This is a genomic window from Lentzea albida (assembly GCF_900111005.1).
GTDB lineage: Bacteria > Actinomycetota > Actinomycetes > Mycobacteriales > Pseudonocardiaceae > Lentzea > Lentzea albida.
On the sequence record NZ_FOFV01000019.1, the window covers coordinates 1 to 25,378 of the forward strand.

The following is a 25,378-nucleotide window of genomic DNA, read 5'->3' on the forward strand; positions in this document are numbered from 1 at the left end:
GTCACCCGCCAGACCGCCGCCTGTCACCCGCCAGACCGCCGCCGGTCACCCGCCAGACCGCCGCCGGTCACCCGCCAGACCGCCGCCTGTCAGCCGCCAGACCCCCGCCTGCCACCACGAGACCGCCGCCGGCCGCTCGCCTCCGCTGCCGGCTCGCCCTCCACTGCCTGCCGCCAGCCACCGCCGTCAACCCCGCCGGCCACCGTCCGCCCGCCGCCGTTAGCCGACCCGCCACCGCTACCAGCCCGCCGCCTCCAGCCTCACCCCTGGCGCGCCTTCTCCGGCGCCGCCACCCGCCCGCGCGTGCGGATGATCATCTTGCTCGCCAGCCGAAGCCCCTGGCGCGCGTTGAGGTGCGGGAGGTAGGCGCGGCTCACCGCGTTCGCGATGCGCGGCAGCGCCGCCGAGTCCGGGTACGCCATGAACATCGGCTGGTAGGCCGGCTGGAACTTCGCCTTGAACGCGAACAGCGACCGGAACCCGTACACCGGCTCCAGCACCTGGCCGGTGAAGTCGAGGACGCGCTGCAGCGCCCGCGGTCGCTCGCCGCGGTCCAGCCGGGCGAGCGGTGCCCCGGACAGGCTGAGGAACCGCGCGCCCTCGGCCTTGAGCAGGCCGGCCGCCGAGGCGATCAGGAACTCCATCGAGCCGCGGAACCCGTGCGAGCGGCGGCGCATGAAGTCGAGCGTCCACCCGACGACCTCGCCGTCCTCGTACACCGGCAGCCAGCTCGTGATGCCGTGCACGGTGCGATCGCCGTCCACGGCCAGCAGGCAGCGGACGCCCTCGCCGTTCAGTTCTTCCAGTCCTCCCAACGTGAAGCCCATTTCGGGCAGCCCTTTGTCCGCCACCCACTCCGACGAGATCGACCGGATCTGGTCCGTGATCGCGTACGGCGCGTCGGCGTAGGTGCACCACTCGGCGGTAATGCCGGCCTTGGCGGCCTTGTTCAGCGCCGTGCGCACGTCCTGCCACTTCTTGCCGGTGAAGCTGAGCTCGTCCAGCTCTATCACCGTGTCCTCGGCGACCTGCACCGCGGACCAGCCGAGGCCCTCCACCACGGCGCGCGTTTCCGCGCCCACGCTGTAGAGGCACGGCGTCCAGCCGTTGCGGGCGCAGAACTCCGCGAACCCGCGCACGGCGTCGATGCGCGCCGGGCCGATCGGATCGCCCACCGTGAGCGCGATGGTCGACACCACCCGGTACGCGATGGCCGTCTCGCCGTCCGGCGTGAACCAGTACTGGTTGCCGCGCCACGTCGTCATGTACGACAACGACGAACCGCCGTGGCGCCGCATGAGTTCACGGGCGTGCGCCGCTTCCTCCTCGCACGAGGACGGCCACGTCCGCCACGACGCCATCAGCAGACCCGCCAGCACGATCAGCCAGAACACCACGCCCGTGTACTCGAACAGCACCGCGCCGACGAACCCCTCGGCGGAGAACTGCAGCGGCACCAGGTCGAGGTACCCCGGCGGCAGGAACCGCGTCGGCAGATCCGCCAGGAGCGCGGCGAACCCCGGCTCCGGCGTGAACTGGTCGCGGACCAGGTAACCGCCGAAGACGTACAGCGCCGACAGCAAAGCGACGCTGATCGCCGTGAACCGCCAGAACTTCACCACGGCATGCCGAGGCAGACGCACGTCGAAATGCCTGCGCGTCACCAGCAGCACCACGATGATCGCGAGCGGTGCCAGCATCGGCACACCGAACGAGACCGACAGCTCCAGCAGGCTCGCGTCCGGGAACTGCGCGACGTACACGACGTACGAACCGATGAACGCCGCGAACGCCACGTTGAACACCAGCGCCGTCCGCCATGCGAACCGGCGGCCCCGCCGCAGCCCTTCCGCCAGGACGAGCAGCAGCAACGCCGGCAGCAACGACATCACGAGCGCGGGGAACCGGCCGTACGACAGCTGGACCACCATCGTCCGGCACAGCTCGACCGCGCCCGAGGCGCAGATCGCGTCCACGTCCTCCTGCGATGGCTGTGCGACCGCCACGACGTCCGCGAACCACCACAGCGGTCCGTTCGGGTACGGCGACATCATCGACACCACCGGCCCGAGCGCCGACGCCGCGATCAGCAACGCCACCAGCACCCGCGTCTCCTGCAGCGAACGCGCCAGCGCCACCGGCCCGTTCCTCAGGAACAGCGCTCCCAGCACCAGCCCGGCCACGCCACCGGACAGGCGGAGGAGGTCTTCCAGCCAACCCGAGTACAGGGTAAGGACCAGCACCGACAAGATCATCAACAGCCGGACGCGACGCCTCCACAACGGCGGCATCCGGAACGTCAGGGCGAGCACGAGACCCACCCCGCCGACCGACGGCCCCGCCGCGGCCTCGCCCATCAGCGACTCGGGCCAGCCCCACTGCACCTCGTGCCCGACCACCACCAGGAAAAGCCCCAGGAACGCGCCGGCCACGTGCGAGCCGAGGAAGATCGCCGCCGTCCGCAGCGAGCCCAGCGAGCGCTCGGCGTAGATCCCGGCGACGAGCAACAGCGGGGTGGTCGCGAGGTAGCCCGGCAGGTCCATAGACCACAGCGCCGAGGTCAGGACGGTCCACCACGGGCTGCCGGTGCCGAACCCGACGAGCAGGAGCAGGTCGTCGCTCGCACCGGCGATCGCGCCGGTCAGCGCCCCGACCGTCCAGAAGACGACGAGGAAGACGCAGGTCAGCGGCGCCGCGCGGAACAGTCTGGCGATCATCTGACCAGCCCTGTCCGCTGCGCGAGCCACGGCAGCGAGCCGTACAGACCCGGCCGCCACACGTTCCAGTCGTGCCCTCCCGGCAGTTCCTTCCACTGCACGTCCATTCCGGCCCTGCGACAGGCCTCGAACACCTCGGCTCCCGCCGGGCGGTACTGACCGTCGTCCCTGCCCACCACGATCACGCCGGAGAGCTGCGGGAACTTGGCCGTGGCGAGGACGTCGAGCGGGTTGACGCGGGCGAACGCCGCCTCGTCGCCGCCGAACGCCGCTTTGACCGTCTCGGCGCGCGTGCCGAGCGTGGGTTCGCGCTGGCCGGACAGGTCGATGAAGTTGCCGTACACGTCCGGCGCGCGCACTGCGAGCTGCAGAGAGCACGTACCGCCGTGAGAGAGACCCGCGATCGTCCACGCTTCACGGCGTTCGTCGACCGTGAGGCGTTCTTTGATCCACTTGGGCACGTCGCGGGTCAGATAGGTCTCCGCCTGGCCCAGCTTCGAGTCGAGGCACAGCGGGTTCGCGGTGAGCGAGCCCAGCGAGTCGGGCATGACGACGATCGGAGCGAGCCCGCTGTGGGCACGCGCGAACTCGTCCATGTTGTCGGAGATCCGGCCGGCGTCGTACCAGTCGCGGGGCGACCCCGGCTGGCCCGCCAGCAGGACCAGCACCGGCAGCCTCGGCCGGGACTTCGCGGAGTACGCGGGCGGCAGGTAGACCCACGCCGGACGCGTCTTCATCGCACCGGGGATCTCGATCTCGGACAGCGTGCCCCTGTCCGGCAGGCCGTCACCGGTCCAGACGTCGGCCAGCTTCTTGCCGGCGGGTACCTCCAGCACGTCGGAGGCGCTGTCCGGCAGGTCGACGCTCGGGTTGTTGAACACCTCCAGCGCGGCCCGTGCCGTCGGGTACAGCCCGTAGTACGCGTTCGTGGCCGTCAGTGCGCTCGAGATGACGACGACCGCGGCGATGACGGTGGCCACGCGCGCGTACCAACGCGACGGCCGTAGGCGTGCGACGGCCAGACTGATGGCCACGAGTGCGGCGCCCAGCCACACCATCAGGATGACCGGCATCGGCTCCGGCCACGGTTTCCACAGTTGGTCGATGACGAGCGTCAGCCCGGTCACCACCAGGGCGACCGCCAGCACGACCATCGGCAGCACGCGGACCCACCAGGTCCGGTTCTTCCGGATCACCAGGTACGTGAGGGCGAGCGCGGCCGCGACCGTGGCGGCCTTGGGGATCGGTCCGTTTATCAGAGACAGATCCAACGGGCTGAGCATGCCCTCAATGCTTCAGGAAGTCTTCAGGATCCACATCGGAGGTTCGTCTGAGTTCAAGGCCGTGAACATCAGCCTGAAGAATGACAACCCTTCAGCCGGACGGTGCGTCGCGCCACGCCCTGGTCAGCACCTCCAGGGCGTCGGGATGACCGGCGATCTCGGCAGCGCGGGACAAATCGGACTCCGCCATTCCCAGTTCCCGCAGCGAGGTCGCCGCGCCGAACCGCGTGGCCGTGTCGTGGATGCGTTGGGACAGGTCGACGGGTGCCGTGTGGGGGAGCAGCGCCGTGTGCGTGGCGGCGTGCGGAAGACCGAACGAACCGCCCAAAACGTGCGCAAGCTTGTGGTGCAGTCCCATCGGGACGGACGCGAGGCACGTGCCCGCGAGCCACGCCGAGGACAGCAGTTCCGTGCGTGCATCCACAGTGGACGGATTTCCGCTCAAAGCGTGCAGAACACCCTCGATCGCCCGGCGAGCTATGGCGTCGATCAACGGGTTCTCGTTGTCCCTTGCCGCGATGGCGTGCGCGAGAGCGTTGAGCGCGCTCGTGACTGTGACGTCGAGGGGAAGGTCCAGCGTCATGTCGACGTCGTAGATCACCGTGCCCGGCTGGATCGCCGCGTCCCGCCGCGTCTTCTTCAGCCCCGACGCCGTCTCACCGAGCACCTGGGTGACCTCGGAGCCCGCGTAGGTAGTCGGGATGATGATCTGCGGAACGCCCGCGCGCACCGAGAGCGCCTTCGCCAGCCCCGTGCTCGATCCACCGCCGACCGATACGACGCAGTCCGCGCCGTGTTCGCGCAACGACGCGAGCGCGCGCTCCGTGACCTCGACCGGCGTGTGCATCGCCGCGCCGGTGAACCGCGTGACCAGCAACGGACCGAGCTCGGCGGCCACCCGGTCGCCTCCGTGCCGGGCGATCAGCATCACCCGCTTAGCGCCTGAACGCTCTGCCTCCGCGCGCACGGAGGAGGTGGTGCCGCGGCCGAAGACGACACGGGTGCGGCCGGGTTCGAAGGTGAAGCTCACGAAGGACGAATATTCGTGAGGCCGGTGCCCGGCGCAACAGCTGAGGGTCAAGCCTTTCGGCTCTGACGGGGCGACTTCGTCACTCCTTAGCGTGAATCTTCATGAAGCGTGTTCGTGTTGTAGTGGCGTTGGCAGGGGCCCTGACCCTGACGCCACTCCCTGCCACAGCGGCGACACCGGCGTTCACCCTGTCCGGCGGCGTCACCGCGCCGATCCACTCGATGGCCGACGCCGTGCGCGAGACCGTCTACGTGGACTCCGGGCTCGACCTCGACGGCGACGGCACCCGCGACCGGGTGGCGGCCGACATCATCAGGCCGTCCACGACCGGGCGCGTGCCCGTGATCATGGACGCCAGCCCCTACTACCAGAGCGCGGGCCGCGGCAACGAGGGCGAGGTCAAGACCTACGACTCCGCCGGTGTGCCGGTGAAGTTTCCGCTCTTCTACGACAACTACTTCGTGCCGCGCGGCTACGCCGTCGTGCTGGTCGACTTCCTCGGCACGAACAGGTCGCGCGGCTGCGTCGACGTCGGCGGCCAGTCGGAGATCACCTCCGGCACCGCCGTGATCGACTGGCTGAACGGCCGCCGCACCGGCTACTCGACCCTGACCGGCTCCACCACGAAGTCCGCCTCGTGGTCGACCGGCGCCGTCGGCATGATCGGCAAGTCCTGGGACGGCTCGATCGCCAACGGCGTCGCGGCGACCGGCATCGACGGGCTGAAGACCATCGTGCCGATCGCGGCCATCAGTTCCTGGTACGACTGGTTCCGCTCGGACGGTGTCGCTTACCCCGGCTACAGCTCGCCCACCGGCCTGGGGTCGCAGTTCGAGAACTCCAACGCACGGTCTCGATGCGGTGCCGTGCGCACACAGATGACCAACGGTTCCCCTGCCAATGGCGACTACACGGCGATGTGGCAGACACGTGATTTCGTGCGCAACGCGTCGAAGGTGAAGGCGTCGATCTTCGCGATCCACGGGATCAACGACCTGAACGTGAAGACGCTGCAGTACGGGCAGTTCTGGGACGCCGTGCCCGCGTCCGTGCCGAAGAAGCTGTGGTTCTCGCAGACGGCGCACGTCGACCCGTTCGACTTCCGCCGCGCCGAGTGGGTCTCGACGTTGCACAAGTGGTTCGACCGCTGGCTGCTGGACGTGCCGAACGGCATCGAGAACGAACCTCAGGTGTCCGCCGAGCGCGCCCCGGACCAGTGGGTGGACGACCAGACGTGGCCTCCCGCGGGGACCGTCAGCACCGTGCTGCGTCCTTCTTCTTCGGGACTCGGCACGGCTGCGGGTACTGGCACGTCGGTGTTCACCGACAACGGCAGCGGCACGCCGACGAACTGGCTCTCCGGTTCGAACACCGGCAGGGCGGTCTACTCCACCGCGCCGCTGACCTCGGACCTGCGCATCGCCGGCACCTCGTCGATCACGGTCGGAGTGTCGTCGTCCACACCGACGGCGCACCTCACGGCGTACCTCGTCGACTACGGCCCTGCCCGCGTGCGGACCGGTGAAGGCATCCGGACGCTGACCACGGAGTCGTGCTGGGGCGAGAGCCGTACGGGCGATGACGCCTGTTACCGGAACACGGAAGCCACGGCGGGCAACGTCGACGCGCAGATCATCGCGCGCGGCTGGGCGGATCTCGCGAACTACCAGTCCCTCTCGACACCACGCACGATCACTCCTGGAACCAGGTACAGCATCACCTTCCGACTGTCCACAACGGACTGGAACCTGCCGGCCGGTCACCGGCTCGGTCTGGTGATCGGGGGCACCGACACGACCGCCATCGTGCGGCCGAGCCAGCTGCCGCGGCTGACCGTGGACCTGGCGAGCACGTCGGTGCGGATCCCGCTGAAGGGCTCGGTGCCCTCCGCGTCGGCCGCACCGCTTGCCGCGTCCAGCGTTTCCGCAGGTACGAGGAGCCAGTTGGGCTAGCGAACCGGACTGTCGGTGCTGCTCGCTAGCATCGGCGGCATGGGTTCAACCGACCACGGGGACGCGCTGCAGGTCCTGCAGCGCGTCTTCGGGTACCCCGAGTTCCGCGGCGACCAGGCCGCCATCGTCGAGCACGTGATCGCGGGTGGCGACGCGCTCGTGCTCATGCCGACCGGCGGCGGCAAGTCCCTGTGCTACCAGGTGCCGGCCCTGGTGCGGCCGGGCACGGGCGTCGTGATCTCGCCGCTCATCGCCCTGATGCAGGACCAGGTGGACGCGTTGCGCGCGCTCGGCGTGCGCGCGGGCTTCCTGAACTCCTCGCTGTCGTGGGACGAACGGCGGATGGTCGAGGCCGAGTTCGTCAACGGCGAGCTCGACCTGCTCTACCTGGCGCCGGAGCGGCTGACGTCGGAGGCCACCCTGCGCCTGCTGGAGCAGGGCGAGATCGCGCTGTTCGCGATCGACGAGGCGCACTGCGTCTCCCAGTGGGGCCACGACTTCCGGCCCGACTACCTCTCGCTCACGCACCTGCACGAGCGCTGGCCCAAGGTGCCGCGCATCGCGCTGACGGCCACGGCGACGGAGGCGACGCGCAAGGAGATCCTCACGCGCCTGGAGCTGGATGAGGGGCGCCAGTTCGTCTCCAGCTTCGACCGGCCGAACATCCAGTACCGCATCGTCGGCAAGAAGGAGCCGAAGAAGCAGCTGCTGGACCTGCTGCGCGGCGAGCACCAGGGCGAGGCGGGCATCGTCTACTGCCTGTCCCGCTCGTCGGTGGAGAAGACGGCGGAGTTCCTGGTGGCGAACGGGATCGCCGCGCTGCCGTACCACGCGGGGCTCGACTCGGCGGTCCGCCAGCGCAACCAGGCGCGCTTCCTGCGGGAGGACGGGCTGGTCATGGTGGCGACCATCGCGTTCGGCATGGGCATCGACAAGCCGGACGTCCGCTTCGTCGCCCACCTCGACCTGCCGAAGTCGGTCGAGGGCTACTACCAGGAGACGGGCCGCGCCGGCCGCGACGGCCTCCCGTCCACGGCGTGGCTCGCCTACGGCCTGCAGGACGTGGTGCAGCAGCGGAAGATGATCGAGTCGTCCGAGGGCGACCTGGCGTTCCGCCGCCGCTCGCAGGCGCACCTCGACGCGATGCTCGCCCTCTGCGAGACGGTCGACTGCCGCCGCACCAGGCTCCTCGAGTACTTCGGCGAGTCCGGTGTGCCGTGCGGCAACTGCGACACCTGCCTGACGCCGCCCGAGGCGTGGGACGGCACGGTCGCCGCGCAGAAGGTCCTCTCGACGGTCTACCGCCTGCGCAAGGAGCGCAACCAGAAGTTCGGCGCCGGTCAGGCGATCGACATCCTGCTGGGCCGCAAGACCGCCAAGGTCATCCAGTTCGACCACGACCAGCTCAGCACCTTCGGCATCGGCGAGGACCTGAACGAGAGCGAGTGGCGCGGCGTGGTCCGCCAGCTCCTCGCCCAGGGCCTGCTGGCGGTCGAGGGCGAGTACTCGACGCTGGTCCTCACCGAGGCGAGCGCCGACGTGCTGGGCCGCAAGCGCGAAGTGAAGATGCGCAAGGACCCGACGCCCGTCCGCTCGACGACGCGCACGGCGTCCTCGTCCTCGGGCGCCGCCAAGGTGAAGGTCGACCTCCCGGCCGACGCGGGCCCGCTGTTCGAGGCGTTGCGCGAGTGGCGGGCCGGTCAGGCCCGTGAACAGGGCGTTCCTGCCTACGTGATCTTCCACGACGCCACGCTGAAGTCCATCGCGGCGTCACGCCCCGACTCGCTCACGGCCCTGGGCGCGGTCAGCGGTGTGGGCCAGGCGAAGCTCACGAAGTACGGCGAGCAGATCCTGGAGGTCGTGGCGGGAGGCGGCCCGGCCCCCGCCGCCGAGCCCGCGCCCCCTGCCGCGAAGCCCAAGCCGAAGACGACGAGCACGGGCGGCGCCGCCTGGGGTTCGAGCGCGGACGCGGACGAGTGGCCGGAACCGGAGGAACCCGACGAGCCGATGGACTGGTAGGCCCTGGAACCCAGGTCAGGAGCTGGCGCACACGTCGTCAGGTCACCTTCTCGACCTGGGCCCGCTGGACCACAGTCTCACCGGGCTCCCCGACCAGGTCGAAGGCCGCGCTGTTCAGCACGACGCAGCCCGACCCGACGCCGACGACCTGCACGATCGTCTGCTTCCCGTTGTCCAGGTTGGTGACGCGCACCGAGGTCCCCACCGGGAGCTGGGACGAGAACGCTCCCGGTGCCCCGCCGACGGCCGACAACCCGACGGTCGCGCCGTCGCAGACGACCTGACCGACGGTCCCGGACGGCCGGATGCGGGAAACCGGGCTGCGGGTGGTGGCCGTGGGTGCCGGTGCGTTGCCGACGATCTCCACCCGGATGCCGCGCGGAACGCCGCCCGCCACGCCTCCCGCGGTCTCGGCCGACCGCAGCGAGTCGAGCGCGGCGGTGTTCAGCACCGCGCACCCGGCCGAGGTCCCGATGACCTGCACGGTGATCGCCCGGTTGTTCTCGGGGTTGGTGAGCCGCACGAGCGTTCCTGCGGGGAACCGGTCGGAGTAGACACCCGCCGGGCCCTTGGCGTTCGCCGCCTTCACCTGCTGCCCGTCGCACACCTCTTTGCCCGCCGGTCCCGACTGCCCCGTGGGAGCACCGGATCCCGCGACGGCGAAGGCCGCACCCCCGATGGCCACGACGACCGAGAAGACCCCGGCCCCCGCGATCCACCCCTTCGACCAGCGCATGCGCAACACCCGACCCTTCTGCCAGGCCGTACGGCCCGCAGATCAGGAAGGTTCAACGACGCGTGGCGCGCAGCAACGCCGTCGGGTCGCACGACGCGAGGTGGTCGCGCAGGGCGACGTGTGCGAAGCGGTACTCGCCGTCGACGCGGGTGAGCAGCAGGCGGTCCTGTGCGAGGTGGAGCAAAGCCTTGCGGCGGAAGGACAACTCGCCCAGCGACAGGGGCCGCGTGACACCTTCGGCGGCGACTTCGGCGAGTGCGTCGAACGGCCAGACGTAGTCGCGTGACGCAGTCGGGGTCACCAGCAACCCGAGCGCCACTCCCAGTGCGGTTCCCCAGGATCCGAGCGCGCCGATCCCGCCCAGCAGACCGACCGCGCCGAGCACCGGGACAGCGGGCTGGATCCACCACGGACGTCCCAGCCGCATGCGTTCCTGTTGCGCCGGAAGCACCGTGCGCCACACACGTCCCACCGCCGCAGCGAAAATCCCGCCCGCCACGCCGGCGGAGAAGCCGACGCCCATGCCCGCCAGCACGACGTAGGGCCCGGTCCAGATCATCGCGATGGCGGGCGCGGCGGCGATCAGCACCGCCCACGGCATGGGTGCCTCACCGGGTATGAACCCCAACGCCAAGAAGAACGACGCCACCACCACGAACACGTACGCCACGACGTACGGCCACGGCGTGCCGATGCCTCCGAGCCAGAGACCGACGAGGCCGACCAGCAACCCTCCGAACACGCCGGCGAGAAACCCCAGCGTGGCGGTGATGATGCCGTGCGCACGTCCAGGCGGATGGAAGACATGCGGCAGTTTGTTCACGAGGACGAGCAAAGAAGATGCAGCGACTACGAACGTCAGAGCGGGCCACAAGCCGAGGCGCAGCCCGGTCATGAACGCCACGGCACACACACCACCGGCGTATGCGGCGGGCACCGCGCGCACGAACAGCAGCCACAACGGACGCGTCGGCAGCAGCGGAAGCCACGCACGGCGGTGGGGCATGTGCACGGGTGCGCCGAGGTCGGGACGTCCCAACCGCGCGAGGAACTTCAACGCGCGAATGGTGGGCCCTGCGCCGCGTTGCCCGGACAGCCTCGTCACCACGAACGAGCCAACGAAGTCGGTGCCGATGGTGTCGACCTGCTTGTCCAGGTGCGTCAGCGCCAGCAGGTTCAGCGCCAGCGGTGAGTCGAGCCGCTCCCAGATCTCCGGGGTGAGGGCGGCCTCCAGGCTGTCGAGCCGGGGGCTGACCGAGGCGATGTACTCGAGGACCTGCCCCCGCGACAACGGTTCCACGCACACCGACGGGAGGTTCTCGATCGGTCCTGTCGAACAGACGACCGAGGCGAACGGCGCGAGTTCGGACTCGCAGTGCGCGCGGTCGACGCGGGGCACCTCGTCGAGGCCGTCGATGAGCACCGCGATCCGCTCCCGGCGCAGCCAGATCGTGCCGGCCGAGCGACTGATGCCGTACCGGCGGTTCATCTCCCGCAGCAGCCAGGCGGTGAACTCCGTGGGCTTGCGCGTGCCGTACGCACGCCACGTCGCCAGGTCCACGACGACGGGGATCGGTGCCTCGGGGTCGTTGCGCGCACGTTCGACCAACGTCAGGCACAGCTCGCGCAGCAACGTCGACCGCCCACTGCCGACGGGACCCACCAGGACCATGCTGTGGCCGAGGCGGTCGTAGACGTCCGCCAGGTCGGTCGTGGAGATCTCCTCGCCGTCGACCCGCACGGCGAGCTTCGGCTGCCGCAGGACACCGAGCTTGATCTGCGTCTGGGCCGCGAGCGAAGCGCTGAGCAGGGCTTTCACCCGCGCTTCGACGCGGGAGAGTGCGGCACTGCGGTTGCTGGTCTCGTGGCCGCGCAGGCGCTCCCACAGAGCGAGACCGATCGCGACGAGCACCATCACGCCGACCGCGGGCCACAGCCACCGGCCGAACTCGCCGAAGAACCCCGGCAGTGCTCCGCCGGTGCTCACGCTGATGGCCGCCGGGAGCAGGAGAACGACGGTGACCAGGCACAACGCGGCCAATGCCGTCAGCCGTGCCGCTCTTGTCACCCCGCTCGGATCCACCTTCACCTCCGCGATCCCGGCGAACGACGGTAACCGTGTCGCCGGGATCGCGGTAGTGAATCCGATCAGGCTTAACTCACACGCGAACCAGTCGCCTGTGCCGCCTCAGGAGCCCACTCGCAGTGGGTCTCCGTCACTGCTGCTGACCGCCGAAGTTGCGGAGGCCTTCCTTGAGCTTGTCCTCGCCCTGGTCGATGTGCTCGGTGTGCTTGCCGCCGGTCTTGTCGTCGGCGAACTGCCCGGCACGCTCGACGCCCTGGTCGACCTTGTCGCCGTGCTCGCCGATCAGGTCCTTCGCCTTGTTCTTCAACTCGTCGAATCCCATGACTGCATTACCTCCCTATGCAGTTCGGGTACCCGGTCCCGGATCCGGCACACGTCGCTTGATCGAGTGAAGCGTCGCCGGCGGGCCCGCCCTCCACAGTGATCCGTTAAGGCTTGCCGGGCCGTCACCGGCTCCACTAGGAAACGCGCATGAGGCGAATCGCAGCTGGACTGGCCGTGGCGGCGCTGGCCGTTGGTTTCATCACGACGGGCACGGCGTCCGCGGACACGCAGACGGCCCGGCCCGACTGCGGTTACACCGCGACCCCGGAGGAGCCGGCCGCGCGACCCGTGTCGATCCCGCGCGACCCGTGGTTCACCAAAGGCAAGGTCCTGGTCAAGGTGAAGACCAACCAGGGCGACATCCCACTGGTCCTCGACCGCACCAAGGCGGCGTGCACCGCGCACAGCTTCATCCACCTGGCGCACCGGGGGTTCTACAACCAGACCGAGTGCCACCGGCTCACCGCGTACCCGACGCTGAAGGTGCTGCAGTGCGGCGACCCGTCGAACACCGGTGAAGGCGGCCCCGGCTACCGGTACAAGGACGAGCTGCCGACGGACCTGCAGCCCGCCCCGAACGACCCGACCGGAGTGCGCCGCATCTACCCGCGCGGCACGCTCGCCATGGCCAACGCCGGCCCGGACACGAACGGCTCCCAGTTCTTCCTGGTGCAGTCCGACTCGATCCTGCGCCCGAACTACACCGTGTTCGGCCAGATCCTGCCCGAGGGCCTGGAGACCCTCGACAAGATCGCGGCCGGCGGCATCGCGGGGGAGAACCCGCTGGACGGCCGCCCGAACGTCAAGTCCGAGCTCAAGTGGGTGCTGCCGCTCGGGATCTAGCGCGAGGCCCAGCCCGTGAGCGCGCCGTAGAACGCGTCGGAGAGCCGCCGGACCACCTGCTCGTCAGGCAGTCCGGCGGTTTTCGTGAGGTCGAGGACCTCCCTCGGGTCGAACAACGCGTCGTGCAGGAACCGCGCGACGTCCAGCAGCGAGTCCGGCAGCCCCAGGTCGGCGAGCACGCCCTTCAACGCCGGGTCCCACGCGTTGCTCGACAGCGTCGCCATCGTCTCGCCGCCGCGCAGGCGTTCCAGGAAACCGCGCTGCGAGCCGGACCGCACGATCACCGGCCCGTGCACCTTCTGCAGCTTCACCCAGCACGCGGCTTGGTGCTCGAACAGGTCCTTGCCCGTCTTGCGAGACCGTTCGCCGTGTTCGACCAACGACGCCATGACCTCTTCGTGATAGGCCACCACGAGCGCTTCCACGGACGGGAAATGCCGATACGCCGTCGCCTGTGAAAGCGCCGCCCTGCGTGCGATCGACTGCATCGTCGCCGTTGCTGGTTCAGCCCGCAGCACGTGCGTCGCGGCATCCAGCAATCGCTTGCGGTTGCGACGCGCGTCACTGCGGCTGTTTGTCTCCTCCGGCAGAACGTCCTCCCACCCGCGAACCCAGTGCGAGCTGAAGGATAGGGCGAACGATCATCGAAATGACTGGATTCCGGTCAACGCGTGGCCGATGGATAGCAGGTGGATGTCGGAAGTGCCCTCATAAGTAAGTACGGATTCCAGGTTGTTGGCGTGACGCAGGGGCGAGTACTCGAGCGAGATGCCGTTCGCGCCGAGGATGGTCCGGCTTTCCCGCGCGATCGCGATGGCCGACTCGACGTTGTTGTACTTGCCGACGCTGATCTGCTCGGGCTTGAGCGTGCCCGCCTCCTTGAGCCTCGCGAGGTGCAACGCCAGCAGCATCGAGTTGCTGACCTGCACCGTCATGCTCGCGAGCTTGCGCTGGGTGAGCTGGAACGCGGCGATCGGCTTGTCGAACTGGATGCGCGTACCGGAGTAGTCGAGAGCCGCCTGCAACGAATCCCTGGCGGCCCCGACAGCGCCGAACACGATCCCGAACCGCGCCTCGTTCAAACACGTGAGCGGTGCGCGCAAGGAAGTCGCGAGCGGCAGCCGAGCGCTTTCCGGCAGCCGCACGTCCTCCAGCACCAACTCGGAAGTGACGGATGCTCGCATTGACAGCTTCTGCTTGACGTCCCGCGTCGAGAATCCGGGTGTGCCGCGAGGAACGAGGAATCCTCGAATTCCCTCCTCGGTCCGCGCCCACACCGTCGCCACGTCCGCGAGACCGCCGTTCGTGATCCACATCTTGGTGCCGTTCAGCACCCAGTCCGCACCGTCGCGCACGGCCCGCGTGCGCATGCCGGAGGGGTTCGACCCGAAGTCCGGTTCGGTCAGCCCGAAGCACCCGATCGCCTCACCGGCAGCGAGGCGCGGCAGCCACTCCTGCTTCTGCTCCTCCGACCCGTACTCCCAGATCGAGAACATCGACAGCGACCCCTGCACCGACACGAAGCTGCGGATGCCGCTGTCCACGGCCTCCAGCTCCAGGCACGCGAGCCCGTACGCGAGCGCCGACGTCCCCGCGCACCCGTAGCCCTGCAGGTGCATGCCGAGCACACCGAGCTTGCCGAGCTCCCGCGCCAGTTCGCGCGGCAGGACGCCCGCCTCGAACCACGAGGCGACGTGCGGCCGGACGTGATCGGTCAGGTAGGCCGCGACCGTCGCCTGGATGTCGCGTTCCTCGTCGCTCAGCAGCGACGGGATGTCCAGCAGCTCCAACGGGTCCTGCACGTCACTGCTCCAGCTTCGGCGGGCGCAGCCGGTAGGTGACCGGCGTGCGCGACAGGCGGATGGGGTTCGCGACCAGCGTCATGTCGCCGATCATCGCGGTGGGGTTGAGGTCCAGCGACTCGGCGAGCGCGAACGCACGGGCGACGTCGTTCACCGGACCGCACGGCACGCCCAGCGGTGTCAGCGTCTCGAACCAGTGCTGCGCAGGCCTCGTCCGCAACCGCGCCGCGAGCATGTCGAACAGCGCGTCCACGTGCTCCACGCGGACGGAGTTCGTGACGAACCGCTCGTCGGTCGCGAGCTCCGGCACGTCCAGCACCGAGCACAACCTCCGGAACTGCCGGTCGTTGCCCACCGCGAGCACGATCGGCTGGTCCGCCGTCGGGAACACCTCGTACGGCGCGATCGACGGGTGCCGGTTGCCCATCGGCTTCGGCACCGAACCGGCCAGCGTGAAGCCCGCGCTCTGGTTCACCATGCTCGACAACAGCACCGTCAGCAGGTCGAGCTCGACGAGCTGCCCCAGCCCCGTCGCCTCCCGGTGCCGCAACGCCGCCAGGATGCCGACGCACGCGTGCAACCCCGTCAGGACGTCGACCAGCGCCACCCCGGTCTTCACCGGCTCGTACGGCCCCGGCCCGGTCACGCTCATCAACCCGCCCACGGCCTGCACGAGCAGGTCGTAGCCGGGCAGGTCCGCGCCCTTGCCGGAACCGAACCCGGAGATCGAGCAGTAGACGAGGTCGTCCCGTCCCAGCGACTCGTAGTCGAGTCCGAACTTCTTCATGGTGCCGGGCTTGAAGTTCTCGACCACGACGTCCGCCCGCGCGATCAGCTCGCGCGCCCGTTCCCGGCCCGCCTCCGTGGACAGGTCGATCTGCACCGACGTCTTGTTCCTGTTGACGGACAGGAAGTACGTCGCCTCGTCCTCGTAGTGCGGCGGACCCCACGTGCGGGTCTCGTCGCCCCTGCCGGGCTGCTCGACCTTGACGACCTCGGCACCGAGGTCGCCCAGCACCATCGTGGCGTACGGCGCCGCCAGCACCCTGCTGAAGTCCGCGATCACCACACCTTCGAGCGAGCTCATGCGTTCCGCCTCTGCTGTTCCGTCGTGTGCGCCTCCGGGCACGCTCATGCGACACGCCCCTTCAGCCTCATCGCGGCCAGCACGCGTTCCTGTGCCAGCTCCCGTGCCGCCACATGTGTTGTGGTGCCACGGGTTCGCGCCTCGGCGACGACGTTCACCGCGTTCGCTCTCAGCTTCTCCGACACGGCCTCGAGCACCGTCACCGGGTTCACCGGGAACGGCGAGTACCGCGCGTCCATCCCGAACGCCGCCGCGACCACGCCGCCGGCGTTCGCGATGAAGTCCGGCACGACCGTGATCCCGCGCCGCGCGAGAACCTCCTGCGCCGCAACGGAAGTGGGCAGGTTCGCGCCCTCGACGACCAGTGCGGTGTCGAGCTCGCCCGCGAGATCCGCGTCGACCACGTCCTGCAGCGCCGCCGGCACCAGCACGTCGCACGGCACCCTGAGCTCGGCGCCGAGCGGACGGACCTCGCCGTACTCGCACACCGCGAGGTCGCCGGACGAAGCCCTCAGCTCGAGAAGCCGGGCGACGTCGAGACCACCGGCGTCGACCAGCGCTCCGTGCACCGACGACACGGCGACGACGACAGCACCGAGTTCGGCGAACCGCTTCGCCGCCGCGGCGCCGACCGCGCCGAACCCTTGTATGGCCACGCGTCTGCCGCGCAGCTCGACCAACTCGTCCGCCACCTCGGCCACGCCGTACCCGGTGACGCCCAGCTCGTCGTACGGAAGACCGCCGAGTTGAGCCGGTGCGCCCATCATAGCGCCGCGGTCCGACAGTTCGTCCTGGACGATCGCCGCGTCGCGTTCGGTGAGGCCCATGTCGAGGCCCAGCACGTACTCCCGCGGCACCTCGTTGGAGAGCTTGCGCGCGAACGCCCGCAGCACGGCCTCCTTGTCGGGAGAAGCGGGGTCGAACGCGATCCCCGCCTTCGCGCCGCCGAAGAACAGGTCGACCCCGGCCCACTTCCACGTCATCACGCGCGCGAGACGGGCGATCTCGGAGACCGTCACGCGAGGGCTCATCCGCGTGCCGCCCTTGCCCATGCCGCGCGCGGTGTTGTCGATGACGAGCACGCCCTTCATGCCGGTGCGCCGGTCGGACACGCAGACGACCTTCTCCGGCCCCCACTCGTCCATGAGCTCCAGAACGTCCATCGCTGTCCTCACACGCAGTTGAGTTCCGGCCGCGCCTGGTCGGCGGCGAACCTGGAGGCGTCCAGAGCGGACACGTCGACGAAGGGCTCGCGACCGAGCACGAGGTCCCGCACCACCTCGCCGACCGCGGGGCCCTGCAGGAAGCCGTGCCCGGAGAAGCCCGTGGCGTAGAAGAACCTGCCCGCCGAACCGATCAGCGCGTTGTGGTCCGGCGTCACCTCGTACAGCCCCGCCCACCCGTTGCGCACGCCCACGTCCAGCAGCCTCGGAGCACGCCTGCCGATCGCCTCGGTCAGGCGCGGCAGCCAGGCGTCGGACATGTCCAGCTTGAAGCCCGGCGTCTCGTCGGGGTCGGACATGCCGAACAGCAGTCCCGGGCCCTCGCGGTGGAAGTAGAAGGTGCTGTCGAAGTCGATGGTGAACGGAGTAACCCGATCGTGTAGCTCCGGCATGGGTTCGGTGAACATGATCTGGCGCCGCAGCGGGGAAACCGGCAGGTCAACGCCCACCATGTCGCCGATCTGCCGGGACCAGGCGCCCGCCGCGCAGACCAGGTTCGGCGTCGAAACCGCCCCTCGGGTCGTCTCGACGCGAAAACTGTCGGACCCCGTCCCTACTATCGATTCCACGGTGGTTCTGGTGCTGAAGCGGGCACCGAGCCGGCGGGCCGCGGTGGCGTAGCCGAGTACGACGGACTCAGGCGTGCAGTGTCCGTCGTCGGGCGAGTGAGCCGCCGCGAGCAGGCCGTCCGCTTCGATCAGCGGCGACATCCGCTGGGCCTCCTCGACAGTCAGCATGCGGCTGCGCACGCCGAGGGAGTTCTGGAGGTCGACGTTGCGCTCGAACGCCGTGACGTGTTCCCGGGAAGAAAGGAGGAACAGGTAGCCGACCTGGTGCAGATCGATGTCCTGCCCGGGCCGCTGCGGAAAGCGTTGGAACAGTTCGATGGATCGAGCTCCGAGCCTGATGTTCAGCTCGTCGGAGAACTGGGCGCGCACTCCACCCGCCGCTTTGCAGGTGGAGCCGGACCCCAGGTCATCCCTCTCCACGACCAAGACATCCCGGACTCCTGCCTCGGCCAGGTGAAAGGCGACGGATGTGCCGATCACCCCGCCGCCGATGACGACCACCTCAGCCCGAGCGGGCAGCTCAGGCGAGGCGGTGGTCAAGGTCCGCCTCGATCGCGAGAGTGTCCATCTGCGCCTTCTGCAGCTTCCCGGAATGGTCCCAGTTCAGGGACTGCCAGCGGGTGAACTGGTCGAGCACCCACACGCCCGACTGCCGGGAGCCGTTGCCGCTCTTGCCGTTGCCGCCGAACGGCAGGTGCGCCTCGGCCCCGGACGTCGAGTTGTTCACGCTCACCATCCCGGCGGAGATGCCGGCGCGGAACCGGAAGGCCTTGTCCGGGTCGGTGGTGTAGATCGAGGACGAGAGGCCGTAGCCCGGCTTGTTGCCGAGCTCGATCGCCTCGTCCAGGTCCGAGTACTCCATGACGCCGACGATCGGCCCGAACGTCTCCTGGAGGAACAGTTCGTCGTCGTCGCGCACGCCGGAAACGATTGCGGGGTGGTAGAAGAAGCCGTTCTCACCGGTGAACCCGTTGCGGGGACTGGCAGCCGAGATGCGGCCGGTCGGACCGTGCACCGAGTGGTGCTCGCCGATCCAGCCGAGGTACTTCTCGTACGCCAGTGCGAACTTCTCGTCCAGCAACGGTCCATAGAGGACATCGCCGATCGGGTCGCCGACGGTCGCGTTCGCGACGGCCTCGACGAACCGGGTCAGGAACTCGTCGTGCACCGACTCGTGCACGATCGCCGTGCCGAGTGAGGTGCAGCGCTGGCCCGCGGAGCCGAAGCTGGCGAAGAGCGCGCCCTGCACGGCGAGGTCGAGGTCCGCGTCCTCGGTGACGACCATCGGGTTCTTGCCGCCCAGTTCCAGGCACGGCGTCTGGAGGTGGCGGCCGCACAGTTCGCCGATGCGCACACCGACCTCGCTGGATCCCGTGAAGCCGACCTTGTCGACGAGTCCCCGCTGAAGGGACTGCTCGAGGCCGTCGAACGTCTCGGAGCCTTCGGCGAAGACGATCTCGAACACGCCGTCCGGGATGCCGGCGGCCTGGAAGAGGTCGTACAGGGCCTGGGCCGACGCGGCGGAGTACTCGGCGGGCTTCCACACGACCGAGTTGCCGCACAGCAGCGCCGGGATGACGTACCAGGACGGCACGGCGACCGGGAAGTTGCCGGCGGTGATGATGGCCGCGACGCCGACCGGGTTGCGGAACGTGAAGAGCTGCTTGTCGGGCATCTCCGAGGGGACCGTCTGCCCGTGGAGGCGCCTGCCTTCGCCGAGGAAGAAGTTCGCGGTGTCGACGATCTCCCGCACCTCGCCGCGGGCCTCCGCGATCGGCTTGCCGATCTCGCGGGTCACGAGCTGGGCAAGGGCTTCGGAGTTCGCCTCGACGAGGCGGCCGATGTTGCCGATGACCTGGCCTCGGACGGGTGCGGGCACGCGTGCCCACGCGCGTTGCGCCGCCTTGGCGCGCTGGGCCGCGTCGACGAAGGCGCGGCTGGTCCCGAGCTCGATCTCGGCGACCACGTCGGAGGTGTCCGACGGGTTCGTGGAGACGTACGCCATGCATCCCACCCTGGTGGGTGTGCGGAGGATGCGCCAGAGGTCGCAGAACGAGATCTGGCGACGTCGAGCATAAGCTGTCCTGGTGCTCAACCCGGTTCATCTCCGCACGCTCGTCGAGGTCGTGAAGACGGGGTCCTTCGCCGAGGCCGCACGTCGGCTCGGCTACACGTCGTCGGCCGTGTCGCAGCAGATCTCGGCGTTCGAGCGGGCGGTCGGCGTGACGCTGTTCGAGCGCGAGGCGCACTCGATCAGGCCGGCCGGTGCGGCCCTGCTCATCGCCGATCGCGGCGGTGAGCTGCTCGCCGCGCTCGACGGGTTCGAGCACGAGGTGAAGGCGATGGTCCAGGGCCTGCGGGGGCGCCTGCGGATCGGCACGTTCCCCACCGCGAGCGCGCGGATCGTGCCGAAGGCGCTGGCGAGGCTGCAGTCCGAGCTGCCGGGCGCCGAGATCCGCCTGGACGAGGCGGAGCCGGACGACGTGCTGCCGCTCGTCCTGACCGGCGAGCTCGACGTGGCGCTGGTCTACGCGTACGACCTCGTCCCGCGCACGTGGCCGGAAGAGCTGACCGTGCTGCCGTTGCTGGACGAGTCGCTCCTGGTGATGGTGCCGTCCGGGCACCAGGCCGCGAAGAACAACGTCAAGCTCGAAGACCTGAAGGACGAACGCTGGATCGCGTCACGCGACGGCACGGCCGGTGCCACCTGCCTGACGCGGCTCTGCGCGGCGGCGGGGTTCGCGCCCCGGATCGCCTTCCGGAGCAACGACTACGAGGTCGTGCAGTCGCTCGTGGCCGCGGGTGTCGGCGTCGCACTCGTGCCCGCTCTCGGGCACAAGGAGCTGCCCGGCACGCACGCCATGCCGTTGCGGCACAGGCCGTTGCGCAGGCACGTGCACGTCGTCCACCGCACGGCGAACACCAACCCGCTGCTGCGCGACGCGGTGACCGCGCTTCAGGAGGTCTGCCGCAACGCCGCGGTCGGGCACACGCACCAGCCGTGACGCTCGACTCCGCCGGGCCGGCTTGCGATCACTCGCCGGTCTGACCGTCGGCGAGTTCGCGCAGCAGGTCGAGGTGGCCGACGTGCCGTGCGGTCTCCTGCGCAACGTGGGCGAGGATCCAGCGCACGGTGCGTTCGCCGTCCGCCGCCATCGCGTCGGGGTCGAGCTTCTTCACCGCCTCGGCGTTCGCCCACTCCTGGCGGTAGGCCTCGATGAGCGATGCCGGGGTGTCGCCGTCCGCGAGGTCCCAGGACGGGTCCGGGTCGCCCTTCCACAGCGACGGCAGGTCGAGGCCCGCGCCCGCGATGCACAGCCAGTACCGCTCGACGGCGGTCAGGTGTTTGAGCACGCCCAGGGCCGTCAGCTTCGGGGACGTGCTGATCGGGGCCGCGGCTGCCTGCTCGCGGGTCAGCCCGTCGACCTTCAGCACGGCGGTCTTGCGGAGGAAGTCCAGGAACTCCCAGGCGAGCGCGGCCTCGTCGGCGGCCTTCTTCTCGGGCCAGGTTCGGGTCACCGGGTGAGTTTGTCAGCCTTCGCGGCGGTGAGGAACGCGGACCACGCGGCCGGTCCGAGTGCGAGGTGGGTGGTGGGAGCCTTGCTGTCGCGGACTCCGACGCCGTGTCCGACCTCCACGCAGTCGGTGCCATTGGCGCTGTAGCTGCTCTTCCGCCATCCGGTCATCTGGCAGGCTCCTCACACGGCGATGCGTTCGATCAACTCCTTCGATTGTTCCGCATCCAGCGCCGTGCGATCGAGTGACTTGAGGATGTTCGTGTAGGCCTTGGCAGAGGCTTTGTCGTCCAGGAAGACACCGTGGTTCTCGGCGTCGATGAAGACCACCGGGTCGAGCTTGTCGAACCTCATGAGTGTGAAAGAGCCCGCCTGCCCTGCGTGCGCGCCCGCTGAGACGGGCACGATGCGAACGGTGATGTACGAGCGCTTGCTCATGGTCAACACGTGGTCCAGCTGATCGGACATCACTTCCGGCCCGCCGGCGGGAAGCAGGAGTGCCTGCTCGTGGATGTAGAAGGTCATGGCGCAGCGGCGCTGGATCAACACCTGTTGTCGCGCCGAGCGGGCGGTGACGCGGGAGTCGGCTTCTTCGGCAGGTGAGTTCGGGTTGCTTGCGATCAACGCCCGCATGTAGTCGGGGAGCTGGAGTGCACCGGGGATCAGGTTCATGCTCCAGCAGAGGATCTCCGCCGCGACCGCCTCGTGCTCGCCGATCGTGCGAGGCAGGATGGGCTGCCGCTCGCCGTGGATCTGGAGCCAGCCCGACCGGTCGGCCTCCCTGAACATCGTCAGCAGGTGGTCGGACTCCTCCAGCGGGGTGCGGCAGACTCCCAGCAGGCGGATGAGGTCGTGTTCGCTGATGCCGCCCTTGCCGTTCATCAGGTCGGACAGCTTGGCGGGGTCCCAGCCGGCGAGGTGCGAGGCGCCGCGTCCGGTCAGGCCCGCCTTCTCGATGGCCGCGCGTATGCCCGCGCCGAGTTCTCGGCCTCGGACCGTGGAGTCTCTCTTTGGCATGAAATGAAGCTAGGGCCAAACATCGTGTGATTCCAACGTGTTCGGGCAAGTTCAGCCGAAGAGGGGTTCGTGTTGGAGAAGGTCCAAAGTCCTAAGTGGGCGGTGGTCTTTCAGTAGTAGTGGCGTAGTTTCGGCCAGAGGGTTTCCCATGGTTCCGTTGGGGCCGTGCACAGCCTTATCGCCGTGCCGTCTTCTTCGTTTTCCACTGGGTTGTGGTGCTGGGCGATGATCTCGCAGTCGGTGAACGGTGGGTTGTCGAACCCGACCAGGAGCACCTTCGAGGGGCCCGGCGGGGGAGGTCCCCAGTCGTAGAAGGACATGTGGCCGGACCAGACGGGCAGGCCGGTGTGGGTCTCGATCGCGCCGGCCTGGCCGTAGTTGCGGGTGATGACGGTGGGTCGGTCGTGCGCCAGGAAGGCGTCCTGGACGGTCAGGGCCAGTTCTCGCCAGCCGATCTGCTCGCCTTGTTCCGGGTTGATGGCGACGACCGGGGGTAAGGCGCTCGGCGGCAGGATCGGCAACGAGACGAGCACGGCGAGCACGATGCTCGAGGCGACCATGACGCTGCCGGTGGTCCTGTGTCGCAGCAGCCATTCCTGGGCTTGGCGGGCTCCTGCCGCCGTCAGCACGAGGAGCAGGGGGACGGCGTAGTACGGCTTGCCGCCGGTGATGAGGCACAGGGCGCAGAGGATCGGGTAGGCGAGTGCGATCGAGCGGTAGGTCCTGTCGCGCCACAGGTTCCGGAAGCCGAGCAGCCACACCGGCACGAGCAGAGGTGACAACAGCACGATCTGCATGGGGACGAACAGGATGCGGTTCTCGGCGCCGTCGTCCTCGCTGATGCCCCGGGCGACGGTGAGCAACGGGAAGTCGTGCAGCGCCTGCCAGATGACGACCGGGGTTGCGAGCACGGCGCACACACCCATGCCAGCCGGGAGGTACCAGGTGCGCAGGACGTCGTGGGGGCCGACGGCGAGCAGGGCGATCGCCATGGAGGCCAGCAACAACAGCAGCAACCACTTGTTGGCGAGGCCGATTCCGGCCGTTGCGCCGATGGCGAGCCACCAGCGGCGGTCGCGCGTCTTCAGGACCTTGATCGCGAAGTAGGCGAGGAGCACCCAGACCAGCAGGTCGACGGTGGCGGTGGACAGCATGTGGCCCACGGCGAGGACGAACGTCGACGTCGCCGCGGCCGCGGCCGCGAAGGTGGTGCCGCCGCCCAGTTCGTCCGCGATGAGGGCGACCACGACGGTGATGCCGAGTGCCAGAACCGTGGCGATCACGCGGAGGCCGAACGGGGTCTCGCCGAACACCTCCGTCGTGAGGCGGGCGAGGAGCGGGGTGATCGGTGGCTGGTCGACGTAGCCCCAGTCGGGGCGTTTGCCGGCCGCGATGAAGTAGAGCTCGTCGCGGTGGAAGCCGTAGCGGCCCGACAACGCGGTCAGCACCACCGCCTGGACGACGAGCACGATCACCAGCCCACGTCTCATGGACGGACGGTACCGAGGGCTCCCGTGATCAGGAGGACGTTTTGCGGTACCAGCGAGGGGAGGTGGTGATCGGGGGCTTGAGGCTCGCGTTCACCACGATCATGGTGGGGCCCTCGGCGTCGTCCAGCGCGGACTTCAGGTCGTCGAAACCGGAAAGGGTGACGGCCGGGATGCCGAAACTCTCGGCCAGCTTGGCGAAGTCGGGGCGGGTGAGGTCCACGCCGCTGATGGTGTGGTTCGCGATCTGCTGGTCGTAGCGGAGCATGCCGTAGCCGCCGTCGTCGACGAGCACGATGGTGAGCGGCAGCCCTTCCTGCTTCAACGTCGCGAGGTCGCCGCACGCGAAGAGGAAGCCTCCGTCCCCGACGACCGCGATCGTGCGGTGTTCGACGGCCGCGCCGATGGCCGCCGGGAAACCGAAACCGAGCGTGCCCCAGCCGACCGGGTAGGCGAGGCCACGGGGTCTGGTGACGTGGTGGAAGCCGCCGATCCAGTAGCCGGGGATGCACATGTCGGCGACGATCGTGGCGTCGGTGCCTTCCAGCGCCCGCAACAACTTCGACGCGTCGGGGGAGTCGGCTTCGGCCAGCGCGCGCACTTCGGCGTTGACCGCCTCCACGTCGACCACGGCCCGCTTGGCGGTCACCTTCGCGGCGAGGGCGGACGTCACGGTGGCGGCGTCGCCTTCGAGCGTGACGTCGGCCGGGTAGTTCTTGTTCGCCTCGGCCTTGTCGATGTTGACGGCCAGCAGCGTCCGCGGCTTCGGCTGCAACCAGTTCTGGGTCATCATGCCGTCGAAGTCGGTGCCGATCGCGATCACGAGGTCGGCGTCGTCCCACAGCTTGCCCACGGGCGGTGCGTGCACTGGACCGCGCACGACGAGAGGGCTGTCCGTCAGGCCGCGTGCTCCGTACGTCGTGATGATCGGTGCCTGGAGCTTGTCGGCCAACGCGCCGATGGCGGCTCCCGCACCGGATCGTGCCGCACCGCCGCCTGCCCAGATGAGTGGCCTCTCGGCCGCGGCGACGAGCTGCGCCGCTTCGGTGAGGTCGACGTCGGTGTGAGCAGGTTCGGTCTTCGCGACGGTGTGGTGCGGGACTTCGGCGGAGAGGAAGTCCGTTGGCACGCCGAGGTAGACCGGGCCGTGCGGGCTTTGCAAGGCCTGCCGCACGGCCCTGTCGGCGTACGTGGCGAGTTCGTGGGCGGACGTCACTTCGAACGCCGCCTTGGTGACCGGCGTGAACATGGCTTTCTGGTCGCGCGTCTCGTGCAGCGCGCCGCAGTGGACGCCGGGCCGCCGGAGCGTCGAGGGGATGTCCGTGGCGATCACGAGCACCGGGCTGCCGGACGCCCACGCCTCACCCGTGGCGCCCAGGGTGTTCGCCGCTCCGGGACCGGTGGTCACGACCGCCACGCCGAGCTTGCCCGTGGAGCGTGCGTAGCCATCGGCCGCGTAGACCGCCGTCTGCTCGTGACGCACACCGATCATGCGGATACCTGGACGCTGTTGGAGCGCTTCCCAGATCGCGAGGTTGTGCACGCCGGGCAGGCCGAACACCACCTCGACGTCGTGCGCGGCCAGCACGTCCAGCAAGCTCTCGGCACCCTGGGGCATGCGACCGACGCTAAGGCGCGCTCACTGGCCGGGCAACGGATGCGCAGGAGGTCTGGTGCTCAGCGTCAGC

The 25,378-nt window shown here is 69.3% G+C and carries 21 protein-coding genes and 1 pseudogene; 4 read left to right on the forward strand and 18 right to left on the reverse strand.

Features of this window, described 5'->3' with window-relative positions; all coding sequences use genetic code 11:
• Window positions 1–260 precede the first annotated feature (260 nt).
• From BMY74_RS35270 to BMY74_RS35280, 3 genes are all read right to left on the reverse strand, one after another.
• The gene (locus BMY74_RS35270; RefSeq protein WP_089923340.1) at window positions 261–2,717 is read right to left on the reverse strand and encodes a bifunctional lysylphosphatidylglycerol flippase/synthetase MprF; all 2,457 of its coding nucleotides are present in this window, start codon (window positions 2,715–2,717) and stop codon (window positions 261–263) included.
• Entirely contained in the window at window positions 2,714–3,988 is a 1,275-nt protein-coding gene (locus BMY74_RS35275; RefSeq protein WP_177230082.1) for an alpha/beta hydrolase, read from the reverse strand. The genes BMY74_RS35270 and BMY74_RS35275 overlap by 4 nt, the downstream gene beginning before the upstream one ends.
• Window positions 3,989–4,091: 103 nt before the next feature.
• On the reverse strand, window positions 4,092–5,030 hold the full coding sequence (locus BMY74_RS35280) for a maleylacetate reductase (RefSeq protein ID WP_089923345.1): 939 nt from the start codon (window positions 5,028–5,030) through the stop codon (window positions 4,092–4,094).
• 101 nt (window positions 5,031–5,131) lie between these two features.
• Here BMY74_RS35280 and BMY74_RS35285 point away from each other — a divergent pair, with 101 nt between their 5' ends.
• The gene (locus BMY74_RS35285) at window positions 5,132–6,982 is read left to right on the forward strand and encodes a Xaa-Pro dipeptidyl-peptidase (RefSeq protein WP_089923349.1); all 1,851 of its coding nucleotides are present in this window, start codon (window positions 5,132–5,134) and stop codon (window positions 6,980–6,982) included.
• 39 nt (window positions 6,983–7,021) lie between these two features.
• The gene (gene recQ, locus BMY74_RS35290; RefSeq protein ID WP_089923856.1) at window positions 7,022–9,001 is read left to right on the forward strand and encodes a DNA helicase RecQ; all 1,980 of its coding nucleotides are present in this window, start codon (window positions 7,022–7,024) and stop codon (window positions 8,999–9,001) included.
• 37 nt (window positions 9,002–9,038) lie between these two features.
• Here recQ and BMY74_RS35295 read toward each other — a convergent pair whose 3' ends face one another.
• The 3 genes from BMY74_RS35295 to BMY74_RS35305 form a co-directional block, all read right to left on the reverse strand.
• On the reverse strand, window positions 9,039–9,737 hold the full coding sequence (locus BMY74_RS35295) for an RlpA-like double-psi beta-barrel domain-containing protein (protein ID WP_143091833.1): 699 nt from the start codon (window positions 9,735–9,737) through the stop codon (window positions 9,039–9,041).
• A gap of 52 nt (window positions 9,738–9,789) precedes the next feature.
• A complete protein-coding gene (locus BMY74_RS35300) occupies window positions 9,790–11,805 on the reverse strand; it encodes an NACHT domain-containing protein (RefSeq protein ID WP_143091834.1) in 2,016 nt (671 codons plus the stop codon).
• Between the two features lie 148 nt (window positions 11,806–11,953).
• Entirely contained in the window at window positions 11,954–12,145 is a 192-nt protein-coding gene (locus tag BMY74_RS35305) for an antitoxin (protein ID WP_089923356.1), read from the reverse strand.
• A gap of 149 nt (window positions 12,146–12,294) precedes the next feature.
• Between BMY74_RS35305 and BMY74_RS35310 the strand changes: the two genes are divergently transcribed.
• Window positions 12,295–12,990: a peptidylprolyl isomerase gene (locus BMY74_RS35310; RefSeq protein WP_089923361.1), complete on the forward strand. Its 696-nt coding sequence runs from the start codon at window positions 12,295–12,297 to the stop codon at window positions 12,988–12,990.
• On the opposite strand, the gene BMY74_RS35315 is transcribed toward BMY74_RS35310, so the two are convergent.
• The 7 genes and pseudogenes from BMY74_RS35315 to BMY74_RS35340 all read right to left on the reverse strand — a co-directional run bounded on the left by BMY74_RS35315 (window position 12,987) and on the right by BMY74_RS35340 (window position 19,676).
• On the reverse strand, window positions 12,987–13,403 hold the full coding sequence (locus BMY74_RS35315) for a hypothetical protein (RefSeq protein WP_245786534.1): 417 nt from the start codon (window positions 13,401–13,403) through the stop codon (window positions 12,987–12,989). The two genes, BMY74_RS35310 and BMY74_RS35315, sit on opposite strands and share 4 nt — an antisense overlap.
• A gap of 3 nt (window positions 13,404–13,406) precedes the next feature.
• Window positions 13,407–13,529, reverse strand: a pseudogene (locus tag BMY74_RS47040) (TetR family transcriptional regulator); the annotation flags it as partial.
• A 102-nt stretch (window positions 13,530–13,631) separates the two neighbouring features.
• The gene (locus BMY74_RS35320) at window positions 13,632–14,792 is read right to left on the reverse strand and encodes an acyl-CoA dehydrogenase family protein (RefSeq protein ID WP_089923368.1); all 1,161 of its coding nucleotides are present in this window, start codon (window positions 14,790–14,792) and stop codon (window positions 13,632–13,634) included.
• Between the two features lies 1 nt (window position 14,793).
• Window positions 14,794–15,879 (reverse strand): CaiB/BaiF CoA transferase family protein, encoded by a 1,086-nt coding sequence (locus BMY74_RS35325; RefSeq protein ID WP_089923372.1) that lies wholly within the window; start codon window positions 15,877–15,879, stop codon window positions 14,794–14,796.
• A gap of 44 nt (window positions 15,880–15,923) precedes the next feature.
• Window positions 15,924–17,042: a Glu/Leu/Phe/Val family dehydrogenase gene (locus BMY74_RS35330; RefSeq protein ID WP_089923375.1), complete on the reverse strand. Its 1,119-nt coding sequence runs from the start codon at window positions 17,040–17,042 to the stop codon at window positions 15,924–15,926.
• Between the two features lie 8 nt (window positions 17,043–17,050).
• Window positions 17,051–18,211 carry an NAD(P)/FAD-dependent oxidoreductase gene (locus BMY74_RS35335; protein ID WP_218159851.1) on the reverse strand — a complete coding sequence of 387 codons (1,161 nt, stop codon included), beginning with the start codon at window positions 18,209–18,211 and terminating at the stop codon, window positions 17,051–17,053.
• Window positions 18,192–19,676: an aldehyde dehydrogenase family protein gene (locus BMY74_RS35340; RefSeq protein ID WP_089923377.1), complete on the reverse strand. Its 1,485-nt coding sequence runs from the start codon at window positions 19,674–19,676 to the stop codon at window positions 18,192–18,194. Before BMY74_RS35340 ends, BMY74_RS35335 begins: the two co-directional genes overlap by 20 nt.
• Before the next feature lie 82 nt (window positions 19,677–19,758).
• Between BMY74_RS35340 and BMY74_RS35345 the strand changes: the two genes are divergently transcribed.
• Entirely contained in the window at window positions 19,759–20,676 is a 918-nt protein-coding gene (locus BMY74_RS35345) for a LysR family transcriptional regulator (protein WP_089923380.1), read from the forward strand.
• A 28-nt stretch (window positions 20,677–20,704) separates the two neighbouring features.
• Here the strand turns inward: BMY74_RS35345 and BMY74_RS35350 are convergent, their stop codons facing one another.
• From BMY74_RS35350 to BMY74_RS35370, 5 genes are all read right to left on the reverse strand, one after another.
• Complete coding sequence (locus tag BMY74_RS35350) at window positions 20,705–21,190, reverse strand: DinB family protein (protein ID WP_089923383.1); 486 nt, start codon at window positions 21,188–21,190, stop codon at window positions 20,705–20,707.
• Window positions 21,187–21,357 carry a DUF397 domain-containing protein gene (locus BMY74_RS35355; protein ID WP_089923385.1) on the reverse strand — a complete coding sequence of 57 codons (171 nt, stop codon included), beginning with the start codon at window positions 21,355–21,357 and terminating at the stop codon, window positions 21,187–21,189. The genes BMY74_RS35350 and BMY74_RS35355 overlap by 4 nt, the downstream gene beginning before the upstream one ends.
• A 12-nt stretch (window positions 21,358–21,369) precedes the next feature.
• Window positions 21,370–22,203 (reverse strand): helix-turn-helix domain-containing protein, encoded by an 834-nt coding sequence (locus BMY74_RS35360; protein ID WP_089923388.1) that lies wholly within the window; start codon window positions 22,201–22,203, stop codon window positions 21,370–21,372.
• A 110-nt stretch (window positions 22,204–22,313) separates the two neighbouring features.
• Entirely contained in the window at window positions 22,314–23,693 is a 1,380-nt protein-coding gene (locus BMY74_RS35365) for an ArnT family glycosyltransferase (RefSeq protein WP_089923392.1), read from the reverse strand.
• Window positions 23,694–23,721: 28 nt separating this feature from the next.
• Entirely contained in the window at window positions 23,722–25,308 is a 1,587-nt protein-coding gene (locus BMY74_RS35370; protein ID WP_089923396.1) for a thiamine pyrophosphate-binding protein, read from the reverse strand.
• Window positions 25,309–25,378 lie beyond the last annotated feature (70 nt).